Origin of the sequence: Catellatospora bangladeshensis, from assembly GCF_016862575.1 — a bacterium.
Lineage (GTDB): Bacteria > Actinomycetota > Actinomycetes > Mycobacteriales > Micromonosporaceae > Catellatospora > Catellatospora bangladeshensis.
The window spans coordinates 18,960-45,750 of sequence record NZ_BONF01000055.1; the positions used below are offsets into that span (position 1 = coordinate 18,960).

Below are 26,791 nucleotides of genomic sequence, written 5' to 3' on the forward strand. Positions count from 1 at the left end.
GATGACAGCATGAATGTGGACTTGATCTGACACGGGGAGAACCCAATGACAGGCGATCGGCAGGCAAGAGGAACCCACGGCCCGGATGAGGCGCAGCACGGTGGCGGCCCTGGGCGCCGGGAGCTGATCATGATCGGCGCTCCCGACGCCGCGCTCCGCATCACGCCGACCAGGGCGATGTCGCTTTCCGGCGCGCCGCTCGGCGTATTGGAATCGGTCGCCGCCTCGCCGGAGGTGACGATCCAGCCCCTGTTCGGCGTGTCCGAGGAACGGATCCTGTCCGGCAGACCGGCAGATGCGGCCGAAACGGTCGAGAGCGCGTCGCTCGCACCGGTCATGGCGCGCTTCTACAAGGTCGACGCGCCCGACGAGCAGCTCGACGAGCTCGCTGCGCGGTTGCGGGACAGTCCCGCGGTGGAGGCCGCCTACGTGAAGCCGGCCGCTGACCTGGCCACACTGGCACCGGAAAGGACAGCCGCGCGGCTCAACGACATGATGCCGTCCGGTCCGGACGCGCCACCGGTGACGCCCGATTTCACCGCCCAGCAGGGATACCTGAACGCGGCGCCGGCCGGGGTGGACGCCCGCTGGGCTTGGACCCAGCCGGGTGGCCGGGGCGCCGGTGTGCGGTTGATCGACTGCGAGTGGGGCTGGCGGTTCACCCACGAGGACCTCACCCAGAACCAGGGCGGGGTGGTCGCCGGGACCGCGGATCCGGTCCCGGACAGCCGCTCGACCAACCACGGCACCGCCGTGATCGGCGAGATCGGCGGCGACGTCAGCAGCGTCGGGGTCACCGGGATCTCGCCGGACGCCGTCATCAGCGCCTCGGCGTTCTCCGTGCCGACCGCTGATGCGATCAAGGCCGCCGCCGACCGGCTCGGCGCGGGCGACATCCTGCTGCTCGAGATCCATCGCGGCGGCCCCAGACATCCCGGCGGCGACACCCAGCTCGGATTCATCGCCGTCGAGTGGTGGCCTGACGACTACACCGCGATCCGCTACGCCGTTTCGCGCGGGATCGTCGTCGTCGAGGCGGCCGGCAACGGCTTCCAGAACCTCGACGACCCGATCTACGACATTCCGCAGGCCGGCTTTCCCGACTGGTGGCGCAATCCCTTCCGGCGAGCCGAGCTGGACTCCGGTGCGGTCGTCGTCGGCGCCGGCGCACCGCCGTCGGGCAACTTCGGCCCGGACCGTTCCCGGCTCGACTTCTCGAACTTCGGCGCCTGTGTCGACGCGCAGGGCTGGGGCCGTGAGGTCGTCAGCACCGGATACGGCGACCTGCAGAGCGGCCCGACCGTCGACGTCTGGTACACCGAGCAGTTCAGCGGCACGTCCAGCGCGTCGCCGATCGTCGCGGGCGCGCTCGCGTGCGTGCAGGGCGTACTGCGCGCACAGGGCAGGGTGCCGCTGGCCCCGGCGCGGGCCCGCGAGTTGTTGCGGGCCACAGGCTCCCCGCAGCAGGACTCGCCGCAACGGCCGGCCACGCAGCGGATCGGCAACCGTCCAGACCTGCGCCAGCTGATCCCGGCCGCGCTGGAGACGGCGAGCTGGACCGGTGTCCAGTTCAGCGGGCAGCTCGCGGCGAACGTGACGCAAAGCTGGTTCACGTTCGATTGGCCGGCGCATTGGCACGTGCTGTGGTCGGTGGTGCCGACCAGCCCTCGCCCCGGCGCCCCGCAGCTGCGGTATCGCACGCGGGTCGAGCGAGCGAGCGACGTGCACGCCACGTACTGGATCGAGATCACAAACCTGGTTGACACACCGGTGGACTTCGAGGCCCGCTTCGTCGTCCTCGGCTGGTGACCCTGCCCGGAGGAGACTCACGATGCGTATCGGAACCCAGTTCACCGGATCGCTCGCCGCCGGCGAGAGCGGCAGCTGGTTCACCCACTCCTGGCCACCGGAGTGGCATGTGCTGTGGCACGTCATGCCGATCACCCCGGCGCCGGGCGCGCCGGAGGTCGAGTGGGACGTCGAGGTCGAACGGGCCGACGCCGCCAAGGTGACGTACTGGTTCACCATCCGCAACCTCAGCAATGCGCCCATGGACTTCGAGGCTCGCTACGCCGTCATGAACTGAGGAGGGGCAATCCGTGAAGAAGAGCATCACCAGCCACGACCGGCCGGTCGACGGCGGTCCCGCACCCGTCGACGGCCTGACCGGCTCCAGGGGGCCCGGCACGGGCACGCCGGCCAATGACGGCGGTTCGCCGCCGGCCTGGCTGGTGGACGGGATCGCGGCGGCGGGCGGCCTGACATCCACGTCGTCGTCACAGCGCGGTGGCGGCGCGGCTCGCGACGCCGGAGGTCCGCCGAGGCTCTAGCCGCGTGAAGGGCACACCACGAGACAGGAAAGGACTGCCGCATGCCAGCCTCACGTGAACCCATGGCCATCCCACCCGAGGCCTTTGCCGCGGCCGCCTCGCTTCGGGCAGCGTTCAGCGCACGGCTGCCCGCGGACGCGCGGATCGGTATAGGTGCGAAACAGACTGCCGGCGAGTATCAGGACAGGCTCGCCATCGTCGTGTTCGTGCCACGGAAGCTGCCGCTGGAAGAGCTGGCGCAAGATGAGGCCGTGCCGCCCTCCTGGCGTGAGGGCGGTCATGATTTCGAGACCGACGTGGTGGAGAGCAATCCGGTGCCGATGGCCGTGCTCAACGACAACACCTTCTACAACCCGGTGATGGGTGGCATCGAGGTGGCCATCGAGGAGACGGACGGCGTTGCCGTTCATACCCGGACGGGCACCATGGGCTGTGTGGTTCAGCGCCGCTCGGACGGAAGCCGCGCCGGCCTCACGTGCCACCACGTCGCGATGCCGGGATTCGATGTCTGGCAGCCGACAACCGGCCTGGGATCCGGCGCGACCGCGGCGTCCGTCATCGGCAAGAGCGTGACCGGGGACCCCGACCTGGACTGCGCCCTGATCGAGTTCAACGGGGTACGGGGCACGGACTGCCGGGTCCGTGATGTCGGTCCGGTGAAAGGGTCGTCGTCATCGGTTTTCGTCAATCAGCCCGTCATCAAGCGAGGACGGACGACGGGGCTCACCACCGGTCTGGTCGCTGCCGTGATTCCCAACCCCAACGTCTACAACGTTGCTGAGATCTACATCGTCCCGGACCCGGGCGGCTTTCCCTTCTGCTGGTTCGGCGACTCGGGCTCGGTCGTACTCAACGTGTCGCACGAGGTCTGCGGGTTGCTGTTCGCGATGGACCAGGCGACGACCGACGCGAGTGGTGAGCCGATCTTCAGCACGGGATGGGCGCGGGCGATCCAGCCGGTGCTCGACGTTCTGGGCGCCGAGATCGCGGTGAGCCCACCCGACATCGTGCAGATCGCTCCCAACACGGCATGGGGGGTGCTCGCCAACGGCGGCTACGCCCAAGTCGACGGCTGGGGCTTCGACGCGGGCTCGACGGTGCTCTTCGGCGGCGTGCCCGCCGTGTCGGTCATCCCGGCCTCGCCACGCAGGCTGATCGTCATGCCGCCGGTGCAGTTCCCCGGCCAGACCGTCGACGTGACGGTCGTCAACAGCTTGGGGGAGGCTTCGATTCCGAGCCCAGCCGGCAAGTTCACCTACTGATCGCCGGGATCTGCGCCTCGTCGACCCCTCACCGACGGCTGCCGATGACAGTGGCACTGTTGTCGGGCTTTGTCCTGTTCCCTGTGGCATCCGGTGGGATCATGGGGCTGTGGATGTCCGTACCCGAAACCATGTCACCTTCACGGGGCCTGCGGACGCTCCGGTGGTGATGCTCGCCCATGGCTTCGGTTGCGATCAGAACATGTGGCGCCGGATCGTGCCCTCGCTGGCCGTCGACCATCGAGTGGTGTTGTTCGATCACGTGGGGTCCGGGCGTTCGGACCCGGCGGCCTGGGACGCCGACCGGTACGCGTCCCTGTCCGGCTACGCCGAAGACGTCCTGGAGATCTGCCGCGAGCTGGCCCTGCCGCCGGTCACGTTCGTGGGGCACTCGGTCGCCTCGATGATCGGCGTGCTGGCCGCCAACCGCGAACCCGACCGGTTCGCAGCACTGGCGCTGATCACGCCGTCGCCGTGTTACATCGACGACGGCACCTACCGCGGCGGGTTCAGCCGAGCCGACATCGATGAGCTGCTGGAGTCGCTGGACAGCAACTACCTCGGCTGGTCCGCGACGATGGCACCGGTGATCATGGGCAATCCGGACCGGCCGGAACTGGGCGAGGATCTCACCAACAGCTTCTGCCGGACCGACCCGGCCATGGCCTCGGTCTTCGCCCGCGCGACGTTCCTGTCCGACAACCGCGCGGACCTCGCGGCCGTCAGCGTGCCGACGCTGATCCTGCAGTGCTCCCACGATGCGATCGCACCACCGGAGGTGGGCTCCTACGTCCGGCAGCACATTCGGGGCAGCCGCCTGGTGACCCTGGCGGCGACCGGTCACTGTCCCCAGCTGAGCGCCCCGGAGGCGACGGCTGCGGCGCTGCGCGAGTTCCTGGAAGAAGTCCGATGACGTCGCGGCAGCCGGAGGGACCGACGAGAGCGGCGCGGATGTGACATCACCGCGATGCTAGAAGACAGCGCAGACGACCTGTATGAGAACGCTCCGTGCGGCAATCTGTCGACCCTGCTCGACGGGACCATCGCCAGGATCAACCGGACGTTGCTGGGCTGGCTGGGCTACGGCCGGGACGAAGTCGTCGGCCGGCTCCGGTTCAGCGACCTGCTCACCGTCGGTGGGAAGATCTATTACGAGACGCATTACGCACCGCTGCTGAGCCTGCAGGGCGAGGTGGGCGGAGTCGCCCTGGACCTGCGCGCCAAGGACGGCCGCAAACTGCCGGTGCTGGTCACCTCGGCGGTGAAGACCGGCGACGACGGCCGGCCCCTGCTGATCCGGACCACCGTGTACGACGCCCGCGACCGGCGCGCCTACGAAGAGGAACTCCTGCGCGCCCGCCGCGCCGCGGAGGCCGCGGAACGCGCCGCCCACGAGGATCGGCAGCGCCTGCAGAAGCTGGTCGAAGGCCTCCAGCGCAGCCTGCTTCCGCAGCAGCTCCCTGTCCCGCCGGCGATGGACGTCGCCGCCCACTACCAGGCGGCGTCAGCCGATGAGGTAGGCGGGGACTTCTACGACCTGTTCCCCCTCGGCGGCGACCGCTGGGGGTTCTTCCTCGGCGACGTGTGCGGCAAAGGCGTCGAAGCCGCCGCGGTCACGGCGCTGGCACGCTACACGCTGCGCGCCGCGACGGTCTACGACCCCGACCCGGCGCAGGTGCTGAGCAACCTCAACACCGTCCTGTATCAGGAATACCTGTCCGATGACCACCGCTTCTGCACCGTCGTGTTCGGCATCCTGGGCCCGGCGACCACCGAAGGCCGCTGCCTGACCGTCACCGGCGGCGGTCATCCCCCGGCCCTGCTGCTGACCGCGGCGGGCACCGCCGAGTATGTGCCCACCAGCGGAGGCCCGCTGGTGGGCATGCTGCCCGGCCTGCAGTTCACCACCCACACGTATCTGCTGCGTCCAGCCGACACGCTCATCGTCTACACGGACGGCCTCACCGACGCCCGCATCGACGACGCCAATGGCCGTTACAGCCACGAAGCGCTGCTCGAGTTCGCGGCCTCGATCGCTCCCGCTTCGGCGACGGCGGCCGTCGCGTCCCTGGCCGGCCTGCTCGCCGGATTCGGCGCCGGCCTCGACGACGACGCCGCCGTCATGGCCCTGACTGTCACGCCATGACCGCCGCTGTCAGCAATGGGCGGTCCATGTCCGACTCCTGTTCCGGCGCTCGAGGATGCGGATTTCGGATTGCGGCTTCGCTCCTGCGCTAGTCCGATACGCTTTTCCTGGCGGAGTCGAGGCGCCGGCTCGGCTTCCGGGGTTCAGCAGGCGAACAGGTGGAGCTCCCATGGGCGAGGCAGTCTTCCCGGATTAGGGTCCGCGCCGGGCAGCCGACCGCAGCCGGCGCGCATCACATCACCCTTTACCCGTCCGTCGCGGCGCAAAGGCCGATCGGCCCCGCGACGCCGATTCAGCAACTCTTCGACCTCCGGCTTCGCGCTGTCCCAGGCGGCTTCGGGCTGCACTCCGCCGGTGACCGCGGTGCAGGTCGCGCTGGCCGCCATGGCAGTTCGCGCTCGCCGGCGCGCCGGTGAAGCCCCTCCCGCAGCGGTCGGTCGGCGTCACCGCACCGGCGGCGCACCATGCCGCGTGCCCCGACCTCAATGTTCCGACGCACCGAGGAGGACACATGCCACGCACGACGAAGAAGAACGCCGAGAGTGCCAACCACGCCGTCGCCGTCGGGGAGCGCATCTGCAACCTCGTTCCGTCCAGGGGGATCACCACCGACTGGACACTCGGCGACGCGATGGCGGTCGGCGCGCTGACGGCCGTGCCCCTGCCCAGCAGCGTCGACCTGCGCGCGCCGTGGTGGGAGGTCGGCGACCAGGGTGGCACGGGATCCTGCGTGGGCTGGGCCACCGGCGACGGGCTGATGCGCTTCCACCTGGTGAAAGCGGGCCTGATGCGCAAGGACCAGCACATCTCGCCGCGCTACGTCTGGATGGGATCGAAGGAGACCGACGAGTTCACCACCCGGCCGGAGTCCTTCATCGAGCGTTCGGGCACCTCGCTCAAGGCGGCGGTCGACCTGTGCCGCAAACACGGCGTGGTCACGACCGACCTGCTGCCCTTCGCGCTCGAGGACAGCCTCTACGCGGGGCCGGAGAACGCGTTCTGGGCCGCGGCCGCGCAGCTGCGCGCGACGTCGTACTTCAACATCGGCCTCGACATCGAGCGCTGGAAGGTGGCGGTCGCGCAGGATCAGCCGGTCCTGTGCGGGCTGGTCGTGGACCGGACCTGGCGCGACGCCACGGAGACCGGCGGCGAGCTGGACGAGTTCGACGTGGGCAGCGCGGGCGGCGGGCACGCCGTGTGCGCCGTGGGTTACCGCAGCGACGGCAGGATCATCCTGCGCAACAGCTGGGGCACCGGCTGGGGCGACCAGGGCTTCGCCTACGCGTCGCCCGAGTACCTCCAGGCGGCGTTCTTCCCTGAGGCGTACGTGGTGACGGTCCGGTGACGGACGTCCTGCGCGGGCCGGCCGCCGAGGCGGGGCGGATGAGATCCGCATGTCCTGCGCCGCGTGCACGATCGTGCGATACCCGGGCGCCGCCGCACGTCTGCCGGGTGAGTCCGGTTGCCCGACCCGAGTCCCCGCCGGCACGTCATGCCGGCGGGGACTCGTCGCGTATACGGTGACCGCTTCGCCCGGCACCGCTGCTCAGACGCCGTACGCAGGCAATATGGCTCTCCTATGCTGATCTCATGGTCGGTGCGGAGCCGGAGCGGGAGCTGCGCCTGGCGCTCGTCCTCAATGGAGGGGTGAGCCTGGCCGTGTGGATGGCGGGCGTGGCGTACGAGATCGACCTGCTGCGGCGGGCCTCGGCGCAGGACCGGTCTGCGGTCGCCGACGACGCGGTCGCGCGGCAGTGGTGGATGCTGTGCCACCCGGAACAGGGGACGAGCCGGCGAGTGGTCGTCGATGTCATCGCGGGCACCAGCGCCGGAGGCATCAACGGCACTCTGCTGGCCGCCGCCGTCGCACGTGGGGCGACCCTGGACCCGGTCGAGTTCGAAGCGACGTCGGCCAGGTCGAGGCGCTGGATGCGGGAGGTGTGGACCGAGCGGGCGTGCCTGGAGCGGGGCAAGCTCCTGCCCGACGGCCCCGGCCCGCGATCGGTGCTCGACGGCGACTACTTCTCCGAGACCATCACGTCCGTGCTCACCGAGGTGGACGCGGACGGCGCCGAAGGGCTGCCGGTCACCCTGTTCCTCACCGCCACCTGCATGGGCCACAGCCAGCGCAGCTACGTCGACTCCTACGGCCAGGCGTTCACCGTCGCCGACCACCGGCGGCTGTACCAGTTCGAGCACGCGCCGAGGCGGATCGAGTACGTCGCACCCGACGCCGCGGCCGACCTGGACGGCGGGCTCGACGGCTGTTTCCGGCTGTCGGAGCGCAACGACTTCGCCCGGGGCAACGCCGCGCAGCTGGCCCGTGCCGCGCGCGCGTCGGCGTCGTTCCCGGTGGCGTTCGCGCCCGTGCCGAGCACGCCCGCGCTGTGCGCGCAGCAGGCGCCGGGAACGCCGCGCCTGGGCGGCGCGGGGCCGCTGCTGGACGGCGGGATCCTGGACAACTCCCCGTTCGGGCCCGTGCTCAAAGCGGTCGCCTACCAGCCGCTGGACTCCCCTGCCGATCGGCTCGTCGTCTACGTGGTCCCGTCCAACGGCAGTGAGACGGCCGAGGATCCGGCGCCCGGGGCCGAGCCGACACTGCGCCAGGTCATCGGCTCCACCATGAGCTTTCCCAGGGAGGCGGACTTCCGGCTGGACGTCGACGGCATCGCCGACCTGATGGTGGCCTCGAACGCCGCCTGGGAGGAGGCCCAGGCGCTGTTCACGACGCTGCTGTCGAACGCGGCCGAGCGGCGGGACTTCTCGCACCTGGCTCGCCGGCTGGTGCCGGTCTACCGCCGCGGCCGCGCCGCCGGGGGCGTCTGCGAGGCGCAGAGCCTGGCCCGGCCGGGGCCCAGCACGGCGCTGTCGGCGGCGCCCGGGCTGGACCAGGCGGAGGTCGAGGCGGTGCTGGCGACCTCTCCGCGCTGGATCCCGCCGGACAGCCAGGGGCACGGCGCCCTCGGCGACCCGGCGACCACTCAGCCGTGGCACTGGGGCGTCACCGCGGCGCACCGCGCCGTACGGCTGATGCTGTCCAAACTCCGCACCGATCTCGACGGCAGCCCCACGGCCGAACTGCAGGCGGCGGTGGCGGAAGTCGATGCGCAGCTGCGGCGGGTGCTGGCCGTCCGCGACGAACTGGAGCGCACGCTGGCCGGGCTGATCCCGCCACGGCAGAGCGGCGCGGCGGCCGTGGCGGTCGCCGTCAACACGCAGCTGACGCGTCTTCGTATCCCCGAGGTGCTGGGACATGTCGTCACCGCGGCAGCCCTGCGGGTCGCCTCGGTGTACGGCCAGACGCCGCAGGCCGTGCTGGAGTGCGTGCTGACGGTCGAGGTGCTGGCCTGCAGTCTCAACGCAAGGGTGTCCAGCCCTCGCCCCGCCCCGTTCAAGCTGCTGCGGCTGGGGCCTGATGTGGAGGTCCCCGTGCTCAGCCACCACGAGGCGGGTGCGCTGGCCGGGCGGCTGGGCGCGTTGAAGCTGTACGGCACCCAGGTGAACCATTTCGCCGCGTTCGGCCTGCCGCAGTGGCGCGACTGGGACTGGCTCTGCGGCAGGCTGGACGCGGTGGCACATCTGGGCGCGGCGCTGGACGCATCACCCGAGTGGATCAAGAGCACGCAGGCGGCCGTGCTGGCCGCCGAAGGCTCCGACCCCGACGACTACGCCCAACGGATCAAGGCCATGCGCGGTGTGGACACCGACAGGCTGCACAAGGCTATGATCGACGATGAGCGTGGCGGTCAGAGCCTGTTCGACCTGGGCCGGCGGCTGATCCAGGTGGCCGCGTCCGCCGCGGGCGACACTTCCGCCTCAGCGCGCTGGCTGCGGGTCGCCGTCGATCCGTGTTCCCCGGCCGACAAGCCGGGCACCGTCCGGCTGATGCGCTGGCTGACTCATCCCGCAAGAGCCAATGCCTGGTCACGGCTGGCGTCCAGGCACGCGGTCCTGCCCGAACCGGCGGTGCCGCGCCTGCTCGATCTGAAGGCGCACGCGATCGCTCTCGCCACGGCCACTGCCCTGGCGCTGCTCGCCGTCGCCGGTGTCAGCGTCGCCACCGGCACGAGCGTGCGCGGCGCGACGGCAGCCGCCGCGGGAGTCCTCATCGGCTTCCTCGCGGTCCTGCTCGCCGGCGCCGGCATCCTTCTCCTGCTCACCAGCATCAACTCCGGCCACAGGACACGGTGGACACGGGCAGTCGGCGGCTTACTGGCAGCAGGTGCCGCGGTCGCCGGGTTGGTGGCGTGGTGCCGGACGGCTCAGGCGCCTGGCTCCCTCACCGCGGCGGCTGCGGCGGGCACCGCCGTGATCTTCCTCGGGCTGCTGTCGCTGGGCGGCGCGGCAGGGCTCCACGGGTTGCGCCGCGGAGCCGGCCGGCTCGTCCGCCCGCACAGTCGGAAAAAGTGACCGCGCCGCGCGCATTCGTTCCACTGTGTTTGTTCCCGGATAGCCGCAAAAAGCGCACCGGCTATCCCGGAAACGCACCCTGAGCTGCTAAAGTTGAACCCGGGTCAGCGGGCTGATCACCCGGAACACGGCAGGTGAAGGCCATACTTCATCCAGAAAGCAATGCCGACGGAACGCGGAGTTGACCCGCAGCCGTACACAGTGGCAGACGCTCCCCGCAACGGGGCCCCCAGGATCCGGCGGTCGAAGCGGATCCGCCACCAAGGATCAATGGGCAAAGCGATGCCACGGCCCTGGCCCACCTGCCGCCACTCCTCCGCGAAAGCGACGCCCGGAGACCGGTATCCGGCAATCCCGTTCAGACACAGCCTCCCGAGGAGGAACCATGTCTGTCACCACACGTCAAGACCAGCTGGTCGACCCGACTCCCGCCACGGACAAGAAGAACGTCGAGTCCGCGGTGGTCGAAGGCCGCACGCTCGAGCTTCGAGTGGGGAACATCAATGGTGTCCAGCACGTCTGGACGCGCCTGACCAAAGCGAAGGCCGGCGACGTCATCTGGATCGAGCGCACCACCGACGGCGGCGCTCACTGGAAGGCCTTCGGCAAGCGCACCATCACGGCCGGCGGGCGCAACTACACCGACGCCCTGCGGACCGACCCGAGTGACCAGGTGAGAATGCGGGCCCACACGGACCTCAAGGACGGCGACGCATACCAGACCGCCCCGTTCTGATCACTCGTCACGAATGGTGCCTCACCGCAGTCACGGTGAGGCACCAGCCCCGGCCATACGTCTCACGAACGGAGGACTCCCCATGGCGAGCGTGGCCCAGATCCAGCTGGAGGGCGGCGGATCGATCCTGGTCGAGGCGCCGGACGTGACGGACGGGCCGGTGAAGGCGGGCCGGGTGGGCGATGCGATCCGCGAGCTGCCGGTGAGCCTGCAGGCCGCTCTGGTGCCGGTGACCGAGGCGGCCAGGGCGATGCTGGAGCAGCTGCGTCAGGCGGGACCTGCCGGCATCGACGTGGAGTTCGGGGTCGACCTCGCCATGCAGGCCGGAGCGGTGATCACCAAGAGCGAGACGTCCTGCCACCTGAAGGTGAGACTGACCTGGCACCCGGGTGATGCCTGACCGCCGCGGCCGCGCATCGAACTCGTCAGGGCGGCCTCAGCTCAGGCCGCACGCGGCTCCCGGCCGGCGGTGACTCCGCCGGCCGGGAGCCGCTCCACGTAGGAACGGCTGCGCGGGTCAGCTGCAGGCGGTGCCGTTGAGGGAGAACCCGGTGGGTGCGGAACTGTTGCCGGTGTGCGTCGCCTGGAACCCGATCGTGGTCGACCCGCCCGGCGGGAGGGCGGCGTTGTAGCCGACGTTGGTCGCGGTCACCTGGCCGCTGGTCGGCGCGAAGGTGGCGCTCCAGCCGGAGGTGATGTTCTGGCCGGAGGCGAGGGTGAAGCGCAGCGACCAGCCGTTGATGGCGGTCGAGCCGGTGTTGGTGATGGTGATGTTGTCGGTCAGCCCGTTGTTCCACGGGTTGAGCGCGTTGGTCACCCGGCATCCTCCGCTGCCGCCCGGCGAGCTGGAGGCGCTCGGCCGCGGGCTGGGGCTGGCCGGCGCGCTGGGGCTGGTCGGCGTACCGCCCTCGCTGACGGTGATGGTGGAGCTTCCGCTGCTCTGATAGCCCTCGGTCGCCATGATCTGGTAGTTGTGGGTGCCCAGGCTGAGGCCCAGACCCGCCCAGGCGTTGAAGTGGTTGGCGGTGGTGATGGTGCCGCTGGTGCGGTGCTGCTGGCGCACGCTCCAGTACTGGTAGAACGTGGCGTTGCCGATGATCGACGGCTGGTTTACGCGCAACGTGCGGTAGATGTCGTAGGTGCTGCCGTCAGTGGTGACCGAACCGAGCCGGGTCGCGCCCGTGCTCGGGTTGTAGCTGCCGAAGTCCTCCACGACGTAGTACTCGATGAGCGGGTTGGTCGTCCAGCCGTACAGCGCCAGGTAGCCGTTGCCGTTGGGGCTGAAGCTGCCGGAGTAGTTCACCGTGTGGCTGGATCCGGGGTTCCAGCCCTTGCCGACGACGGTGTTGTTGATGCCGCTCCACTGCACGCTGTAACGGCCGGCCGCGCCCAGGGTCATGCTGACGTTGCCGCTGTCCTTCCAGTACGAGTAGAAGAAGCCGTTGTGCCAGCCGGTGGAGTTCGAGGTGATGGTCCGGTCGGCCTCGGCGTGGGCCGTGCCGGCCACGATGATCGAGGCGGCCGCCAGCGCGACGGCGCACAGGCCGCCGACGAGCGCGTTGACCCGGGTGCGTCTGCGGGCCATGGGGTGGGACGGGTGATCGTTCACGCGAGTGCATCCTTCGTGAGAGGGCAGCCGGCGGGCGGGGCTGCGAGACTCGATTCGGTGCTTGCGGGGCCGCCGGGCGGGCGGCCGTCACGGCACGGTGGAGCGCGACGGTGGCGTGTGGGCGTGGTCCGGTCGACAGCCGGGTGCCAGGTCATGGCCGCGGCCGAGGTCCGCCGATCGTCGACAATCATCGATGCTCGCAGTATTGGACCGCCCCACTGAACCTGTCAACAACTTCCGGAAGTTTTCGGCGAGCCGAGGTCTCCTCATCTCCGGCCCATGCCCGACAGCCGTTACGTCGGTATCGGATCGCACGTCGCAGCCCGCTGGCACGTGATGCGATCACACCAACACCGTGGTCTACAGTGATCGACATATTGCCCCGTGAGATTCCGAAAGTTTCGGTTTGCAAGCGGGCAAGGAGGAGCCTGTCGTGAGTCACTCGCCGGCGCTGCTGGAAGCCCTGCTCCGCAGCGGCATGCACGACGTCGTCACCGTCGAGCCGACCACGGGCGGGCAGGCGGCGCTCGCGGGCATCGCCACCCGCCGGGAGGCACCGCCCGTGTTCGTCAAATCCCTCGCCGAACCGCCCGCCGACGATGTCTTCGTCACGGAGGCCGAAGGACTGGCCGCCCTGCGCGACCTCGGCGGCGCGGCCACGCCAGACGTGCTCCTGGCGGACCGGGACCTGCTCGTGCTGTCCGTGCTGCGGCCCAGGCCGTGCAGCGAGGCCTTCTGGGAGCAGTTCGCACACATGCTCGCCCGCCTGCACACGGGCACCGTCCACCATCGTTTCGGATGGCACCGTGACAACTGGCTGGGCCGCCGCCGCCAGGTCAACACCTGGAACGACGACGGCTTCGCCTTCTTCGCACAGCACCGGCTGCTCCGGTGGCTGGGGCAGCCCCGGGTCGATGCCGCGCTCGACCGGGCGGACCGGGCGGCACTGGAACGGCTCTGCCACCGGCTGCCCGACCTGCTGCCGGACCGCCCGGCGTGCCTGACCCACGGCGACCTCTGGGCGCAGAACATCCTGGCCACCGCGGACGGACGGCCGGCTCTGATCGACCCGGCCGTGTCCTACATGTGGGCCGAAGTGGATCTGGCCCATGTGTGGACGACTTCGCCTCCGCCCGAGGCGCACCGCTTCTTCGCGACCTATGCCGAGCTCACGTCACTCGACAGCGACTGGCGCAGCCGGATGCCGATCATCCAGCTCCGGCAGCACCTTGCCGTCCTGGCCCAGTTCGACGACGACTGGGGCGCGGGCGACCAGATCCGCACCACCCTGGCGCCCTTCCGGCAGCGGTGAGCGGCCGTTCAGCTTGATCCGGGCGAAGTCACGCGCCGCAGGTGATCAACGCGCGGCGCGATGAACCATGCGAGCTGCTGTCGCCGTACCCGGGCGAGCTGAGACCTTCACGAGCCGGCCGCAGGCGCCGGCTTCAGGCGCTTGCGCTCGACGACGCTTGTCGCCGTCACCACGCACAGCGGCGGCACGTCCTTCGCCACCACGGCGCCCGCGCCGACGACGGAGCCGCGGCCGATCGTCACGCCTGGGGTGACCGTGGCCGAGGCGCCGATCCACACGTCGTCCTCGATGACGATCGGCGCGTGCGTGATGAAGTCGTAGCGCTCGTCGACCTCGACCGGGTGCCCGGCCGTGCTCAGGGTGACGCCGGGACCGATCAGCACGCGGTCGCCGATGGTGATGCCCCCGTAGTCGAGGAAGAGGCAGCCCTGATTGATGAACACCCGTTCCCCGAACGACGCGTGAAGCCCGTAGTCGCAGTAGAACGGCGGCAGGATCGACAGGGAGTCCGGGACGGGCCTGCCGAAGATCTCGGCCAGCACCGTCCGGCGCGTATCCAGGTCGTCGAACGGCAGCAGGTTCAGGCGTGCGGTAAGGCGCATGACCAGCTGTACGCGCTGGGCGAAGGCTCGGGACTCGGGTGTCCCCGTCGGCAGGCGTTGCTCGTTGCGCACCGCACGATTCTGGCACGGCGGCCGGATCTCAGGGACGGCCCGTGACCATGAGACGCGCTCCCCCGTCGCGCCTCACGCTGAAGGCCGGACGGCTGCGGCTCAGACCGTGGTGCGGGCGGCTTCGAGACCCGCGACGATGGCCTCAAGTTGCGGGCGCTTCTCGGCAGGCGCGACGAACCCCACGAACGGGCCGCCCTCGAACGACAGCGTCACCGAGACGAGCTGCTCCCGTTCGCTGCTGAACAGGCGTACACGGCGGTCGATGTCCTGCCATGTCGCGCTTCGGAACGACGACGCCGGCACACGGGTCTTCGAGTGACCGCCGTGCAGCTTCTCGAACCATTCTCCGTCGAGCACGAGCCGCTCGTTGGACTGACCATCCACAAACAACATCGACGCAGCGTAACCAACGGATCTTCGCCGCACCATCAACCGGTTGGCGGGCGTCCGGCACTAACTCCGCTGAGCGGCCAGCCACTCGTCGAAGGTGGTGGGCGCTATCTCGGCGTCGGCCCCGGGCAGCAGGGCGTCGCCGGCCATGGTCAGGTCGAAGATGCCGCCGTGCCACGTCGGCACGAGCCGGATGCTGCGGCCTTGGACGGCGAGCGTACGGCGGGCCATGTCGATGAGGTCCTGGGTCTCGGGCCCGGCGATGTCGCGGTGGCGGCCCTGCGGGGCGCCGACCGCGATCCGGGCGAGGATGGCGGCGACGTCGGCGGGCGCGATCGGCTGCATGAGCAGCGGCGGCAGCTGAGCGACCCCGTCGTGTTCGACCCACCCGGCGACCGTCGCGGGAAAGTCGTGGAACTGCGTCGCCGGCACGATCGTGTACGGGATGGGCCCTGCCTCCACGGCGGCTTCCTGCGCGCGCTTTCCGGCGTGGTGGGCGTTGCCCGGCACGGTGCGCACCCGCGCGATCGACAACACGACGTGATGGCCGACCCCCGCCCGCTGCTCGGCGGCGAGCAGGTTGGCGGTGGCGGTGGTGAAGAAGCCGACGGCCTCCGCCTCGGTCGGGGCGTTGGTGCTGGTCGTGTCGATGACCGCGGCCACACCGGCCAGGGCTTCGTCGAGGCCGGTGCCGGCTGTGACGTCCACGCCATGGGTCCGGCTGACGGGCACGACCTCGTGCCGGTCCTGCTGCAACGCTGCGGCGGTCAGGGATCCGATCCGCCCCGTGGCGCCGACCACGGCTATTCGCATACCGGCGTCTCCTTGCACTCATGGTCAGTCAGGCCGAATGCACAGATCGGTCGATCATTTCTCACGTCGGCTTGGGGCGGACCACGAGCACGGGGCATGAGGCGTGGTACAGGATCTGCTGACTGACTGATCCCAGAAGCATGCCGGAGAACCCGCCGCGCCCACGGGAACCCACAACCACCAGCTGTGCGGTGGCACTCAACTCGACCAGCACCCGTCCAGGGCTACCCTCGACCACTTCCCGCCGGAGCGGGACGTCCGGGAAGCGCTGCCGGCTTTCGTCCGTCTCGCTCGCGAGAAAGTGGCGCTGATGCTCGGCCCAATCCTGGCCGTCGTGATAGGGGATCGGCGCCAACGGCATCATCATGGCCAAGGCCGGCGTCCACGCCCGTACGGCCAGCAGTTCGGCACCGCGCTGCTGCGCCACGGCGAACGCCGCCTCCACCGCCGACCGCGACGCGGCTGCCTCGTCGACGCCGACGACGACTCCGCCAGCCGGGTGTGCTTCGCCGCGGGCGACGAGCACGGGCGTGAGACTGCGCGAGGTCAGGTGCACCGCGACCGATCCGAGCAGCAGGCCGGAGAATCCACCGAGACCGCGGTTGCCGATGACGAGCAGCTGCGCGTCGCGGGCTGCGTTCAGCAGCGCCATGGTCGGGGCGTCCCTGACGTGCCGCGTGGTGGCCGCCACGCCCGGCTCCGTTGCCCTGGCTGCCGCCGCGGCCTCGGCGAGCACACGCTCCGCGTCGTTGCGCGGCCGCCCCTCGGTCTGGGCAGCGGTTTCGTCGACGTTGTCATTGATGAGCGCCTTGAGGTACGCGTGCACGATGTGCAGTTCGACGCCGCGGCGCGCGGCCTCGCCGGCGGCCAGCCGCACCGCCGACAGCGCCGAGTCCGATCCGTCCACCCCTACCACGACCGGTGCCGCGTCGTCAGCGTCCATGGCACCCCCTTGAGCGATCGGCGTGGTCCGGCTGTCCGGCCGGGAAGCTCATCCGGCTTCGGTCAGATCCGCTGTCGTGCCCGGCCGGCTGTGGACGGGTTCATGGCGTCCTGGAGGCTGTCCCGGCTGTCGGCGTCGAGGATGCCTGCCGCTACCGGGCTTCCGCCTGCCGGGTCCGTGAGCGTGGTGTGCGTGGCCTTCTCTGCGCGGCCGATCCGGTGACGGCGGGCGCGGACGAGAAGGGCTCCGACGGCCACGGCGCCGGTGGCGATGCCGACTGCCAGCGCTTTCTTGCTCGCCATCAGGTTCCTCCAATGCTCAGCTGCGCGGTCTGGCGGATACGGGCGAGCCGCCCGCGCCTCGGCGCCGACCGCCGGGCGCTGCTGATGACCCGCACGGGCAGGCTCATTACTCGATTGTCTGTGATCGGGGGCGCTCGAATCCGCGAATCTGCAAAGGCAGGCCCTGGGTGACCGCATGACGGCAGTGAACGTGCGCACGGAGGCACTGAGGATCTTGAAGAGATCCAGCTAGGCCGTGGGGCGGCTGGTAGGAACAGGGTATGTTGCTCAACGGCCTGTTGATCATTGCTGGGCTCGTTGCGCTCATCCTGGGTGCGGAGGTGCTCGTCAAGGCCAGTGCCGGCCTCGCGGCCCGGCTCGGCATCAGCCCGATGATCATCGGACTTACCGTGGTGGCGCTGGGCACCAGTGTGCCCGAGCTGGCAGTCGGCATCGACGCCGCGCTCAGCGGAAGCCCGGGTCTGGCGATGGGCAACATCATCGGCGCCAGTCTCGTCAACCTGCTGCTCGCGCTCGGCCTCAGTGCCGCGCTCGTCCCCATCGTGTTCGACAGAGCGACCCTGCGGCTTGATCTTCCCGCGATGGTCGAAGCGGCCCTCCTGCTCTACCTGCTTTCCTTTGACGGCTCGCTTACCAGACCGGATGGATTGATCTTGTTGCTCGCGGGCGTCACCTACACCTTCGGCAGGATTCACGCTGCACGCCACGACGTGGCCGGTTCCCGGGGAGACACCCCGAACTCCGCCGCCGAACCCGTACGGCGGCGTGGGCCGCTGCGCCAGCTCCTGTTGATGCTCCTCGGTGTAGCCGTGGTCGTCGTGGGTGCCGAACTGCTGGTCGAGGGCGCGGCAGCCAGCGCGCGGGCGTTCGGCGTGAGTGAGACGGTCATCGGTCTGACGATCGTGGCGATCGGCACCTGCACCCCGGAACTCGTCACCACCGTCATGTCGACCCTGCGCGGGAACCGGGACCTCGCGATCGGGAACCTGCTCGGATCGAGCATCTACAACATCTGCGCGATACTCGGGCTGACGGTCGTGGTCGCCCCGCACGGCATCGCCGTCCCCAGGGAGATATTCGCCGCCGACCTGACGCTGATGGTGGCCGTGACGCTGGTGGCGGCGTCGGTGTTCGCCGTCGGCGCCCGGATGTCGCGCACCGCCGGGTGCCTGTTCATCGCGACATACGCCGCCTACCTGACGTGGCTGCTGTCGCGTGCCTGAGGACCGGCAGCGCCCCCGCCGGCGTTCGATACGCACTGGGACATCGAGGCCCACGGGACACGAGGCTTCAGAGAGAAACCCCTGCTCAGGACGTGAGACAGACTGCGTTCGGGGTGTTTATCGGGCAGATACCGGGTACGGCATCCGCGATATGGCACCTACGGGGGTGGAGAGATATGAGCGCCAACTACGATACGGGACCCGTTCACGGCGGGAAGGTCGGTGACCAACCGCCGGCGGAGACGATCGAGACGTACCGCGTCGGCGAGCAGCGCGAGTTGGTGGTCACCCGCGAACGTGACCGCTTCGGCGGGATGAAGTTCGGCTCGGCCTTCTTCGGCTGGCTGACCGCCATGGGTACGGCGGTGCTGCTGACGGCGCTGCTGGCGGCGGCCGGAACGGCGATCGGGCTCGCGGCCGCGGACAACGGCGTGGTGCAGGACGCCACGACCGCGGTCACCGACACCGCCGCGTCGATCGGGATAGCCGGGATCGTCGCACTGCTGGTGATCTTGTTCGTGTCGTACTTCTGCGGAGGCTACGTGGCCGGCCGGATGGCCCGCTTCGACGGCGCGAAGCAGGGTGTCGCGGTGTGGCTGTGGTCGATCCTCATCGCGGTCGTGGTGGCGGCGGCCGGCGCGCTGCTCGGAGACCAGTACGACGTCCTGTCGCGGCTCAACGGCTTCCCGCGGCTGCCGGTCAACGAGGGCGACCTCACCGCGGCCGGGATCGTGACGGCGATCGTGCTGGCGGGTGTGGCGTTGCTCGGCGCGGTCCTCGGCGGGCGCGCCGGAATGCGCTACCACCGCCGGATCGACCAGGCCGGGCTAAGCCGCTGACCGTGCGGGTGGCTGATGCCGCCGTCGATGTGATGGGGCCAGGCCGACCCCATCACATCGACCTGTTCAAGCGCATCTCCGATGGGGCGGTTCCTCTGCGACTGACGAACGACGACCCCCGGGCGACAACAACTCCTGTCGATATCTCACCGTGCTAATGTTCGCCGGTGTCCACAGGGCAGAAGCCTTTCCTGGCGCGGCCGATGGCCGTACTCGGCGCTGCGCTGGGGCTCGCTTCGCTGATCGGCGACTGGGCCGAGGTCGAACTGATCGACGGCACGACCGCCTCTGTTGCGACGATCTTCTCCGAGAGCCTGTGCGGCATCACCTACACGTTGGCACTGGCGGCGATGCTGACAATGGTGGCGGTCGTGGTCTTCGGCCCGCCCCGGCAAAGAAGCCGAAGCCTTCGGACAGCCGGGTTCGTCCTCACCGGGATATCGCTGGTGGTACTCGCTGCCATCGCCTATCTCGTGGACATCTACCCGTACAGGGTCAAGGGCTACTCGTTCGACCTGCGCCTGACGATGGGCTGGGGACTCTTCGCCGCCTTCGGCGCGTGGTGCGCACTCGGGATCGCGCTGCTGCACTACTCTCCGGCAGTTCGCCGTCCGCCCGGGACGTCCACGGAAGGAGCCGCAGCCGAATAGCTGCGGCAACCGGGCGAGTCCTGTGGGCGCTTGAGGTCCGCCTCAGCCCTTTCCCTCGTTGAGGCGCTGCAGTTGCCAGTCGTGCACCTCGCCGACCCACTCCCAGCCGGGCTTGGCCGAGGAGCCGATCCGCGGGTCGTCGAAGGAACGGCCCTCACGCAGGGCGAGCACGTACGCCCGGTCCTGCTCGATCCTCGCCCGAACCTGATCACCCACCCCCACGGCTCCGTGGCCGGGGATGACGACATCGACATCGTGCGCCACACGGTCGAGCAGCCGCAGCGCGGCGAGGTAGTCCTCGATCGGATCAGCGGTGCTCAGGTCGAGCATCGGGACCAGGACGTCGGAAAGCATGTCGCCGGCGACGAGCACCCGGCGCTCTTCGATGAACAGCGCCGCGTGTCCGGCTGCATGTGCTCGATGCTCGATGATCCTCACCGACGGGCCGTCCCATGGGATCTGCGCCGTCCCCACGGGCAGGGCCGTGATGAGGCCGTACAGGTCGAGCGAGACCTGATCGGCGATCCCCGCCGGTTCCAGGTGAGCGGTGATCGCGGCTTTGGCGCCGGGTGCGGACAGCTCGTCGCGGACGGCGGCCGCACAGGCGGCGGTGCCGTAGCGGGGGGCGGCGCCGAGGTCGGGGTGCCAGAGCACGTGGTCCCAGTCCGGGTGGGTGGCGAAGGCCGCCACGACGGCCTGGCCCGACTCGGACAGGTCGCCGGCGAGGCAGGCCAGCTCGCGGTCCAGAATTCCGGCGTCGATGAGCAGCACACCGGCGCGGCCCTGCACGACGGTGGCGTTGCTCTGTACGAACTCGCTCTCATGGACCAGCACGCCGTCCGCGACCTGTCTCAACATGAGCTTGTCTCCTTCGCATCCTGGACGGCGTAGCGGTGCATGGTGACGCCGGACCGGAACATCCGTTGTTCGAGCAGGTCGAGGTCGGTCGGCAGGTCGTAGTCGTCGAACAGCGGCCTGCCGAAGCCGAGGATCGCCGGGTGGGTGAACAGCAGCAGCTCGTCGAGCAGCCGTGCCCGCAGCAACTGCGTGGCGAGGGTTGCCCCGCCTACGCTGATCGTGCCGTCGGTCCCGGCGCGCAGGGCGGCGAGCTGCTCGATCGCGTCGTCTCCGCCGATGGTCGTGGTGTTGTGGGCGGCGCTGCGCCGGGTGCGTGAGACGAGCACCTTGGGTTTGGCGGTCCAGAGCTGCCCGTACTCGCGCATGTACTCCGGCAGCGACGCGTCCTCGTGCGCCCGCGGCCAGTGCTGCTCCATGGCCTCGTAGACGACCCGGCCGTGGACCATGAGGGCCAGTGCGCGCATGCGCTCGTTCGCCTCGCGGTGCAGGTCTTCGTCGATACGCAGCCACTCGCCGGCGCCGTTGTCGCCGGGAACCTGCTCGATGCGCAGGTCGAGGGACACGTTCATCGAGTAGACGAAGCGGCCCAACCTCTCCCCCAGCCACTAGTGGTTGCGTTTTGCAATCACTATAGTGAGGGCGGCATACCTGTCAAGGAGGAGCCGGTGGAACCACGGTCGGGCTGTCCGGTGAACGCAGCCGTCGAGGTGCTCGGAGATCGCTGGTCGCTGCTCGTGCTCCGCGACGTCATCTTCGGCGACCGCCGCTACTTCCGGGCGCTGCTCACCGGGTCGGCGGAAGGCATCGCGTCGAACATCCTCGCCGACCGGCTCGTGCGGCTCGTCGATGCGGGGATCCTCACCCGCGGCACCGCCGCGCGCGGGCAGCGCGCCCGCTACAGCCTCACCGAAGCCGGCATTCAGACTCTTCCGATCATCTGCGCGCTCGGCGACTGGGGCCTCGACTGGCGCTCGGGCAGCGACGAGCTGCGCGGCCGGCAACGGCTCATCCGCGATCAGGGCCCGGCCTTCATCGCCGACCTCATGGACGAGCTTCGAGTCCGTCACCTCGACGCCCCACCGAGACCACACGACGGCCCGAGTCCGTTCGAGCGGCTCGATGCCGCCCGCGACACACCGGCTGGGTAGCCTGACGCTGATCGACGAGGAGCGTGCGACGGTGTTACCGGCCACACGGGAACTGCTGGACCGCTACCGCACCGCATCACCTGCGGTGACGTGGCGATGGGAGTCGGCGGTCGTCGAGGTGATCCTGCGGCACGGGTCCACCTCCGACGCACGGGCGCTGCTCGCCACGTTCCTGGACGATCCCGAGGCGCGCCGGCGTCTGGTGCCGGTGTTCGCCCGGCACGGAGATCCGTCGACGGCCGGGCAGCTGGTGGCGGCCTGCCTGGATGGCGGACGCCTGCGCGCGGGTGTGCCGGCCGAGGTGCTGCACGCCGTCGGCTTCCTGGGTTACGAGCCCGCCGAGCGGACGCTGTGGGAACACGTCGAAGGCCCGTACGACGAGGCGATGAACGCGTGTCTGGGACTGCTGCACCTGCCGTGTCGTGGCCTGCGGACCGACATCGCCGGGGCGCTGGAGCGGCACTTCGGCGCGAACCTGTTCCCGGAGTTCCTGCCGGTGCTGGCGGCGAAGACAGGCGACCCGTCCTGGCTGGGCAGGCTCGTCGAGTGGGGCGAAGGCGGCGCCTCGACAGACTGCAACGGTGGGCTGATCCTCGGCATCGCGCTGCACGGCGGCCGTGCCCGCCCGGCGTTCACGCAGCTGCTGTGGAACCCCTTGTGGGAGGCCCACGGTCCAGGCACCGGCTCCGACTACTGGGCCTACGCAGGAGCCCGCGTGCTGGGCCTGAGCATGGCGGAGCTGTACGCCGAACTGGGCGCCCGCCTGCAATCCGATGCGGATATCGACGACAAGCGGCACTGCCTCAGCGTGTTCACCGCGCTTCTGGGCTACTGGGCGGGCCGACCCTGGCTCGGCCTGCGCAGCGCGCCTGATCCGGCCGAGACCAGCGACGCGCTGCGGGACCTGCTGTTCGCCTGGTCGACGCCGAACCGGGACGACTCGCTGATCGGCCTGGCGGGCCAGGTCCTCGACTCCGGCGACCGCGATCTCGCCCGCCTGCACGAGCTGGAGAACGAACTCCACATCCGCGCGGTGCACGAGGTCGAGATCCGGTCGCTGGCACATCGATACGAGAACGAGCGGTAGCAGCCCGCACCGACCCTTGCGATACGGGTGGCGGCCGGGACGGCGTGTCACGCCACGGCGAGCCGGTCCACCAGCAGCTGCACTCTCCGCCCGGCGTCCTCGGGCAGCAGGCGGCCCGCGCGGCTCAGGGTCGCCAGGCCGTGCAATGACGCCCAGAACACCTCGGTGAACAGCCCCGGGTCGACGCCGTCCCCGGCGACCCCCCGCAGGCTTTCCATCATCATCGCGGCCTTCACCCTGCTGGTCGCCGCGCTCGCCTGATATACCGCCGCAGCTCGATCCCCGTCGGGGAGCGCCGGATCCGCCCCGGCCGGCTCGCGCAGTGCCGCCGCTGTATCGCGGCGGCACTGCGGGTGCGCTCAGGGCCGAGGCCCGGTCAGGTTCACCGGTAGCCCGCCGCGACGATGTTCGCCTGGACGGCGTTCTCGGTGGCATCGGACGGGTAGCCCGACACCATGGCGCCCTCGTAGAACGTTCCTGCGCTGGCGTTGGCACCGCCATCGGGCTTGCAGCAGTCTCCGCCGCTGCCGAGCACGATGGCCCCCTGCTTCTTCATGGGGCTGTATCCGCCGGGAAGCGCGCCGTCCCACAGCGTGTACAGGCTGCCGGACTGGGCGTTGCTGCCCTTGATGGCGAATCGCGAGACGCCGTTGTTCTTCAGCGTCGCCGTGACGAACTTGCTGGTGAACGCCCGCTGGTTGGGGTTCCAGGTGCTGCTGCCCCCGGGGAACAGGCCCCATTCGAGATCGGCCTGCACCCAGGGTCCGGAACCCGAGCAGCCGCCGAACCAGCAGCTCGTGCCGAAGTAGATCGCGTCCATGGCACCGGCCGCGTCGGCTTTGCGGGTGGTCTCGCTGTTGCCGTAGTCGAAGCAGCAGCCGCTGTTGACGTGCGTGCCGCGGGTGACCATGTACATGCCCTCGGGTGCGCTGCCCGTCGGGACGCCCGTCAGGTGGCCGTCGCGCCAGTAGCTGTTGCCGGGGTTGATGTACAGCGAGTACGCCTTGCTGCCGCCGACCGTCAGCGACTCGGTGGTCGCCACGGCCGGCCGGCTCTGCGGTGATCCGGGGACCACGCTCGAACCCTGGTACCACAGGTCGTTGCCGCGCCCGGACTGGTCGAACAGCACCGTGATGACGCACGTGGTGCCGGCGCAGAACGAGTCCTGGGCCGCGGCGTCGGCCGTTCCGCCGGTGGTCAGCACGCCGATGTTGCGCGTGGTGCTGTCGGAGGAACGCCTGACCTGGTACAGGTTCCCGGTGTACGAGCGGTACAGGGCCCGGGTGGTGCTGTGCGCGGCGACGCACGGCGTGCCGCCCGCGGCGTAGATGTCGCAGGGACCGCCCCCGGGGGGTGGGGTCGAGGTCGGGGTCGGGCTCGGCGAGCCCGGCACCGATTGCGCCCACTGCTGGTTGGCGCCGCCGTGACAGGCCCAGAGCAGGACCTTCGTGCCGTTGGCGGTCGCCGCGGCGTTGGCGTCCAGGCAGAGGCCCGACTGGACACCGGTGATGGTGCCGTTCGCGTTGAGGTTCCACTGCTGGTTGTTCTGGCCGTTGCAGTCCCAGATGATGGCCTGCGTGCCGTTGGTCGTGCCCCTTCCGGAGGCGTCCAGGCACTTGTTGCCGTAGACCATGAGCTGGCCGGACGCGGTGAGCGTCCAGGCCTGGCCGGTGGCGCCGTTGCAGTCCCACAACTGGGTCTGCAGGCCGTTGCTGGTGCCGGAGTTCGGCACCTCCAGGCACCGGCCGGACTGCCCGCCCACGATTCGCGTGGGCGGGCCGACCGTCGCGGCCAGTGCCACCTCGGCCTGCACGGCGACGGTGAGGCCCGCGGCGGCCAGGGCCAGGGACATGGTGGCGGCGGCCGCCCAGCGGGAGCGGCTTTTCTTCGGGATGTCCATCGGGCTACCTCACAGAGCTCGGTGTGCGGATCGCGGCGGGTCCGGCCCCGGTCACGGCAGGGTCCACTTCTGGTTGGCGCCGCCGTTGCAGGTCCACAGGGCCACGATCGTGCCGTCGGCCGAGTTGTTACCGGACACGTCCAGGCACTTGCCCGACTGCGGGTTACGCAGCGACCCGTCGGACTGCGCGGCCCAGTTCTGCGCCGCGCCGCCCGTGCACGTCCACAACTGGATCTTCGTGCCGTTCGCCGTCCCGCCGCCGCTGACGTCCAGGCACTTGCCCAGCGCCCGCAGCGTCGAACCCGACACCGTCCATGTCTGCCCGGCAGCCCCGTTACACGTGAACAGCTGGATCTGCGTGCCGTCGGCCGACGAACCGTTGCGCACGTCCAGGCACTTGCCCGCCAGCCCCTTGATCGGACCGGTGCCGGTGGTGGCGGTGCCCTTGACCAGTACGAACTCGTCCACGTCGAAGAGGAAGCCGCTCGGCCCGGTGAAGGTCAGGTACAGGTTCTGCGTGCTCGACGGAACGCCCGACAGGCTGGTGGTCACGTTCTGGAAGTTCGTCCAGCTGCCCGTGTTGGGCACGGTGACGCTGCCCAGCACGGTCCCGGTGACCGAGCCGGTCCGGACCTGGATCGTGCCACCGGCGCCCGCGGATGCCACCCGCGCCCGGAACGAGGTGCTGCCGGTCAGGTCGAGACCGTTGTACGCCGCCCAGTCCCCGGACTCGATGTTCCCCAGGACCTGGCCGCCGTTGGCACCCGACTTGGCCAGCGCCGAGACCCCGCCGGCCGAGGAGAACGACTCGGCCTGCCGGGTGATGTCGCCGGTGGGCGGGGTGCCGCCGAGGTCCTTGATCCGGATGTTGCGGTAGGAGACGTCGTCACCCGTGCCGTGGTTCTGGATGCCGATGTATCCGGCCATCGACCGGGCCGCGTTGGTGTTGGTGTAATCGTTGATCTTCGCACCGTTCAGGAAGACCTGCAGCCGCTCGCCTTCGACGAGCAGCTCGAAGGTGTTCCACTCCCCCGGCGGGTTGAGTGCCGCGTCGCGGGCGGCGAGGTCGGCCGACTGCAGGCCGTAGATCGCGCCGGTGGTCTTGTCGGCGGAGTCGGTCGCGTCGATCTGGACCTCGTACCCGTTGTCCAGCGCCCCCTGCGGGGTGCTGCCGGCGGGGAACCCGATGACGACCCCCGAGTTGTCGTCGCCCGGCACCCGCCAGTCCAGCTTCAGTGAGTAATTGACGTACTCGCGAGTGGTGTACCAGAGCATGCCCATGCCGCCCGACGAGGTGAGGGTGGCGTCGGAGTTGCCGAAGCTGCCCGGCCCGGTCTGCGACCAGCCCGTGGTCGAGCCGTTGTAGAGGGCGGTGTAGCCGGTCTCCGGGCGGCAGTCGGCCTTGGCGCGGCCGGCCGCGTAGCGGATGCCGCCCAGCAGGTGGCTGCGGAACGCCGTCTCGGAGTACGCCGACTGCGAGTGCCCGCCGCCGGTGTAGAAGGCCCGCCCGCCGCTGTAGGTCTTGCACCAGGCGTGCGGGTGGTCGGCGCCCATGGAGCCGCCCGAGTAGGAGGACTCGTCGACAGTGGCCAGCACCCGCGCGGTGGAGCGGGCGTTGGTCTGGTAGTTGTACCACTCCTCGGTGCGCGTCCAGGTCTGCGGCAGGTGCGCGGTGGCCGGGTGCGCCCGGTTCTCGACCTTGATGTTGGCCTGCTGGATCGCCGGGTGGGAGGCGAAGTAGGCCCCGACGAGGTTGCCGTAGAACGGCCAGCTGTACTCGGTGTCGGCGGCGGCGTGCACGCCGACGAAGCCGCCGCCGGAGCCGATGTAGGACTCGAACGCGCTCTGCTGGCTGGAGTTGAGGACGTCGCCGGTGGTGTTGAGGAAGACGACCGCCTCGTACTGGGCGAGGTTGCCGGTGGTGAAGGCGGCGGCGTCCTCGGTGGCGGTGACGGTGAAGCTGTTCGCCGCGCCGAGCGCCTGGATCGCCGAGATGCCGGCGGCGATCGAGTCGTGCCGGAAGCCGGCGGTCTTGGAGAAGACGAGCACGTCGTAGGGCGCGTCAGCGGCGCCGGCCGGGCCGGCCGGAGCGATCGCGGCGACGGCGGCGAGGACAGCGGTGGCCGCGCCGAGTGTCGGTCGCAGGAGTCTGTGCATGG

The 26,791-nt window shown here is 70.1% G+C and carries 27 protein-coding genes; 16 read left to right on the forward strand and 11 right to left on the reverse strand.

All coding sequences use genetic code 11. The features are described from left to right. Positions 1 to 129 precede the first annotated feature (129 nt). From Cba03nite_RS36160 to Cba03nite_RS36205, 10 genes are all read left to right on the forward strand, one after another. Complete coding sequence (locus tag Cba03nite_RS36160; protein WP_203756489.1) at positions 130 to 1,809, forward strand: S8 family peptidase; 1,680 nt, start codon at positions 130 to 132, stop codon at positions 1,807 to 1,809. A gap of 22 nt (positions 1,810 to 1,831) precedes the next feature. Further along, positions 1,832 to 2,086 carry a hypothetical protein gene (locus tag Cba03nite_RS36165; protein WP_203756491.1) on the forward strand — a complete coding sequence of 85 codons (255 nt, stop codon included), beginning with the start codon at positions 1,832 to 1,834 and terminating at the stop codon, positions 2,084 to 2,086. Between the two features lie 13 nt (positions 2,087 to 2,099). Next, a complete protein-coding gene (locus tag Cba03nite_RS36170; RefSeq protein WP_203756493.1) occupies positions 2,100 to 2,330 on the forward strand; it encodes a hypothetical protein in 231 nt (76 codons plus the stop codon). Positions 2,331 to 2,392: 62 nt separating this feature from the next. After that, positions 2,393 to 3,592, forward strand: a complete 1,200-nt coding sequence (locus tag Cba03nite_RS36175; protein ID WP_203756495.1) for a S1 family serine peptidase — start codon at positions 2,393 to 2,395, stop codon at positions 3,590 to 3,592. 169 nt (positions 3,593 to 3,761) lie between these two features. After that, positions 3,762 to 4,505: an alpha/beta fold hydrolase gene (locus tag Cba03nite_RS36180; RefSeq protein ID WP_203756592.1), complete on the forward strand. Its 744-nt coding sequence runs from the start codon at positions 3,762 to 3,764 to the stop codon at positions 4,503 to 4,505. A 54-nt stretch (positions 4,506 to 4,559) separates the two neighbouring features. After that, the gene (locus tag Cba03nite_RS36185; RefSeq protein WP_203756497.1) at positions 4,560 to 5,738 is read left to right on the forward strand and encodes a PP2C family protein-serine/threonine phosphatase; all 1,179 of its coding nucleotides are present in this window, start codon (positions 4,560 to 4,562) and stop codon (positions 5,736 to 5,738) included. 511 nt (positions 5,739 to 6,249) lie between these two features. Next, positions 6,250 to 7,083 (forward strand): C1 family peptidase, encoded by an 834-nt coding sequence (locus Cba03nite_RS36190; RefSeq protein ID WP_203756499.1) that lies wholly within the window; start codon positions 6,250 to 6,252, stop codon positions 7,081 to 7,083. Between the two features lie 245 nt (positions 7,084 to 7,328). Then, positions 7,329 to 10,148, forward strand: coding sequence for a DUF3376 domain-containing protein (locus Cba03nite_RS36195; protein WP_203756501.1), 2,820 nt, complete (start codon positions 7,329 to 7,331; stop codon positions 10,146 to 10,148). A 385-nt stretch (positions 10,149 to 10,533) separates the two neighbouring features. Continuing rightward, a complete protein-coding gene (locus Cba03nite_RS36200) occupies positions 10,534 to 10,884 on the forward strand; it encodes a hypothetical protein (RefSeq protein ID WP_203756503.1) in 351 nt (116 codons plus the stop codon). 82 nt (positions 10,885 to 10,966) lie between these two features. After that, the gene (locus tag Cba03nite_RS36205; protein ID WP_203756505.1) at positions 10,967 to 11,284 is read left to right on the forward strand and encodes a CU044_2847 family protein; all 318 of its coding nucleotides are present in this window, start codon (positions 10,967 to 10,969) and stop codon (positions 11,282 to 11,284) included. 117 nt (positions 11,285 to 11,401) lie between these two features. On the opposite strand, the gene Cba03nite_RS36210 is transcribed toward Cba03nite_RS36205, so the two are convergent. Then, positions 11,402 to 12,493 carry a glycoside hydrolase family 11 protein gene (locus Cba03nite_RS36210; RefSeq protein WP_346114053.1) on the reverse strand — a complete coding sequence of 364 codons (1,092 nt, stop codon included), beginning with the start codon at positions 12,491 to 12,493 and terminating at the stop codon, positions 11,402 to 11,404. A gap of 433 nt (positions 12,494 to 12,926) precedes the next feature. Here Cba03nite_RS36210 and Cba03nite_RS36215 point away from each other — a divergent pair, with 433 nt between their 5' ends. Then, on the forward strand, positions 12,927 to 13,805 hold the full coding sequence (locus tag Cba03nite_RS36215) for a fructosamine kinase family protein (RefSeq protein ID WP_239126279.1): 879 nt from the start codon (positions 12,927 to 12,929) through the stop codon (positions 13,803 to 13,805). 107 nt (positions 13,806 to 13,912) lie between these two features. On the opposite strand, the gene Cba03nite_RS36220 is transcribed toward Cba03nite_RS36215, so the two are convergent. The 5 genes from Cba03nite_RS36220 to Cba03nite_RS36240 form a co-directional block, all read right to left on the reverse strand. Further along, a complete protein-coding gene (locus tag Cba03nite_RS36220) occupies positions 13,913 to 14,479 on the reverse strand; it encodes a sugar O-acetyltransferase (RefSeq protein ID WP_239126280.1) in 567 nt (188 codons plus the stop codon). A gap of 99 nt (positions 14,480 to 14,578) precedes the next feature. Next, the gene (locus Cba03nite_RS36225) at positions 14,579 to 14,872 is read right to left on the reverse strand and encodes a hypothetical protein (protein WP_203756507.1); all 294 of its coding nucleotides are present in this window, start codon (positions 14,870 to 14,872) and stop codon (positions 14,579 to 14,581) included. Positions 14,873 to 14,932: 60 nt separating this feature from the next. Further along, on the reverse strand, positions 14,933 to 15,682 hold the full coding sequence (locus Cba03nite_RS36230) for an SDR family oxidoreductase (protein WP_203756509.1): 750 nt from the start codon (positions 15,680 to 15,682) through the stop codon (positions 14,933 to 14,935). Positions 15,683 to 15,743: 61 nt separating this feature from the next. Next, positions 15,744 to 16,625, reverse strand: coding sequence for a universal stress protein (locus Cba03nite_RS36235; RefSeq protein WP_203756512.1), 882 nt, complete (start codon positions 16,623 to 16,625; stop codon positions 15,744 to 15,746). Positions 16,626 to 16,687: 62 nt separating this feature from the next. Continuing rightward, the gene (locus tag Cba03nite_RS36240) at positions 16,688 to 16,927 is read right to left on the reverse strand and encodes a hypothetical protein (protein ID WP_203756515.1); all 240 of its coding nucleotides are present in this window, start codon (positions 16,925 to 16,927) and stop codon (positions 16,688 to 16,690) included. 260 nt (positions 16,928 to 17,187) lie between these two features. Here Cba03nite_RS36240 and Cba03nite_RS36245 point away from each other — a divergent pair, with 260 nt between their 5' ends. The 3 genes from Cba03nite_RS36245 to Cba03nite_RS36255 all read left to right on the forward strand — a co-directional run bounded on the left by Cba03nite_RS36245 (position 17,188) and on the right by Cba03nite_RS36255 (position 19,639). Beyond that, positions 17,188 to 18,150 carry a calcium/sodium antiporter gene (locus tag Cba03nite_RS36245; protein WP_203756531.1) on the forward strand — a complete coding sequence of 321 codons (963 nt, stop codon included), beginning with the start codon at positions 17,188 to 17,190 and terminating at the stop codon, positions 18,148 to 18,150. A gap of 176 nt (positions 18,151 to 18,326) precedes the next feature. Continuing rightward, complete coding sequence (locus Cba03nite_RS36250; RefSeq protein ID WP_203756534.1) at positions 18,327 to 18,989, forward strand: hypothetical protein; 663 nt, start codon at positions 18,327 to 18,329, stop codon at positions 18,987 to 18,989. A gap of 167 nt (positions 18,990 to 19,156) precedes the next feature. Then, positions 19,157 to 19,639: a hypothetical protein gene (locus tag Cba03nite_RS36255; protein ID WP_203756537.1), complete on the forward strand. Its 483-nt coding sequence runs from the start codon at positions 19,157 to 19,159 to the stop codon at positions 19,637 to 19,639. Between the two features lie 42 nt (positions 19,640 to 19,681). On the opposite strand, the gene Cba03nite_RS36260 is transcribed toward Cba03nite_RS36255, so the two are convergent. Both Cba03nite_RS36260 and Cba03nite_RS36265 read right to left on the reverse strand, forming a co-directional pair. Beyond that, positions 19,682 to 20,497 (reverse strand): MBL fold metallo-hydrolase, encoded by an 816-nt coding sequence (locus tag Cba03nite_RS36260; RefSeq protein WP_203756540.1) that lies wholly within the window; start codon positions 20,495 to 20,497, stop codon positions 19,682 to 19,684. After that, on the reverse strand, positions 20,491 to 21,066 hold the full coding sequence (locus tag Cba03nite_RS36265) for a dihydrofolate reductase family protein (RefSeq protein ID WP_203756543.1): 576 nt from the start codon (positions 21,064 to 21,066) through the stop codon (positions 20,491 to 20,493). The genes Cba03nite_RS36260 and Cba03nite_RS36265 overlap by 7 nt, the downstream gene beginning before the upstream one ends. Before the next feature lie 96 nt (positions 21,067 to 21,162). On the opposite strand from Cba03nite_RS36265, the gene Cba03nite_RS36270 reads away from it, so the two are divergent. Both Cba03nite_RS36270 and Cba03nite_RS36275 read left to right on the forward strand, forming a co-directional pair. Next, positions 21,163 to 21,645: a winged helix-turn-helix transcriptional regulator gene (locus Cba03nite_RS36270; protein WP_203756546.1), complete on the forward strand. Its 483-nt coding sequence runs from the start codon at positions 21,163 to 21,165 to the stop codon at positions 21,643 to 21,645. Positions 21,646 to 21,676: 31 nt separating this feature from the next. Beyond that, positions 21,677 to 22,732 (forward strand): hypothetical protein, encoded by a 1,056-nt coding sequence (locus tag Cba03nite_RS36275; protein ID WP_203756548.1) that lies wholly within the window; start codon positions 21,677 to 21,679, stop codon positions 22,730 to 22,732. 47 nt (positions 22,733 to 22,779) lie between these two features. On the opposite strand, the gene Cba03nite_RS40695 is transcribed toward Cba03nite_RS36275, so the two are convergent. Genes Cba03nite_RS40695 through Cba03nite_RS36290 form a run of 3 tightly spaced genes read right to left on the reverse strand, consistent with a single transcriptional unit; the run spans position 22,780 to position 26,789 of the window. Next, the gene (locus Cba03nite_RS40695; RefSeq protein ID WP_346114064.1) at positions 22,780 to 23,055 is read right to left on the reverse strand and encodes a TetR-like C-terminal domain-containing protein; all 276 of its coding nucleotides are present in this window, start codon (positions 23,053 to 23,055) and stop codon (positions 22,780 to 22,782) included. 59 nt (positions 23,056 to 23,114) lie between these two features. After that, positions 23,115 to 24,632 carry an arabinofuranosidase catalytic domain-containing protein gene (locus tag Cba03nite_RS36285; RefSeq protein WP_203756554.1) on the reverse strand — a complete coding sequence of 506 codons (1,518 nt, stop codon included), beginning with the start codon at positions 24,630 to 24,632 and terminating at the stop codon, positions 23,115 to 23,117. A gap of 51 nt (positions 24,633 to 24,683) precedes the next feature. Continuing rightward, positions 24,684 to 26,789 carry a ThuA domain-containing protein gene (locus tag Cba03nite_RS36290; RefSeq protein ID WP_203756557.1) on the reverse strand — a complete coding sequence of 702 codons (2,106 nt, stop codon included), beginning with the start codon at positions 26,787 to 26,789 and terminating at the stop codon, positions 24,684 to 24,686. Positions 26,790 to 26,791 lie beyond the last annotated feature (2 nt).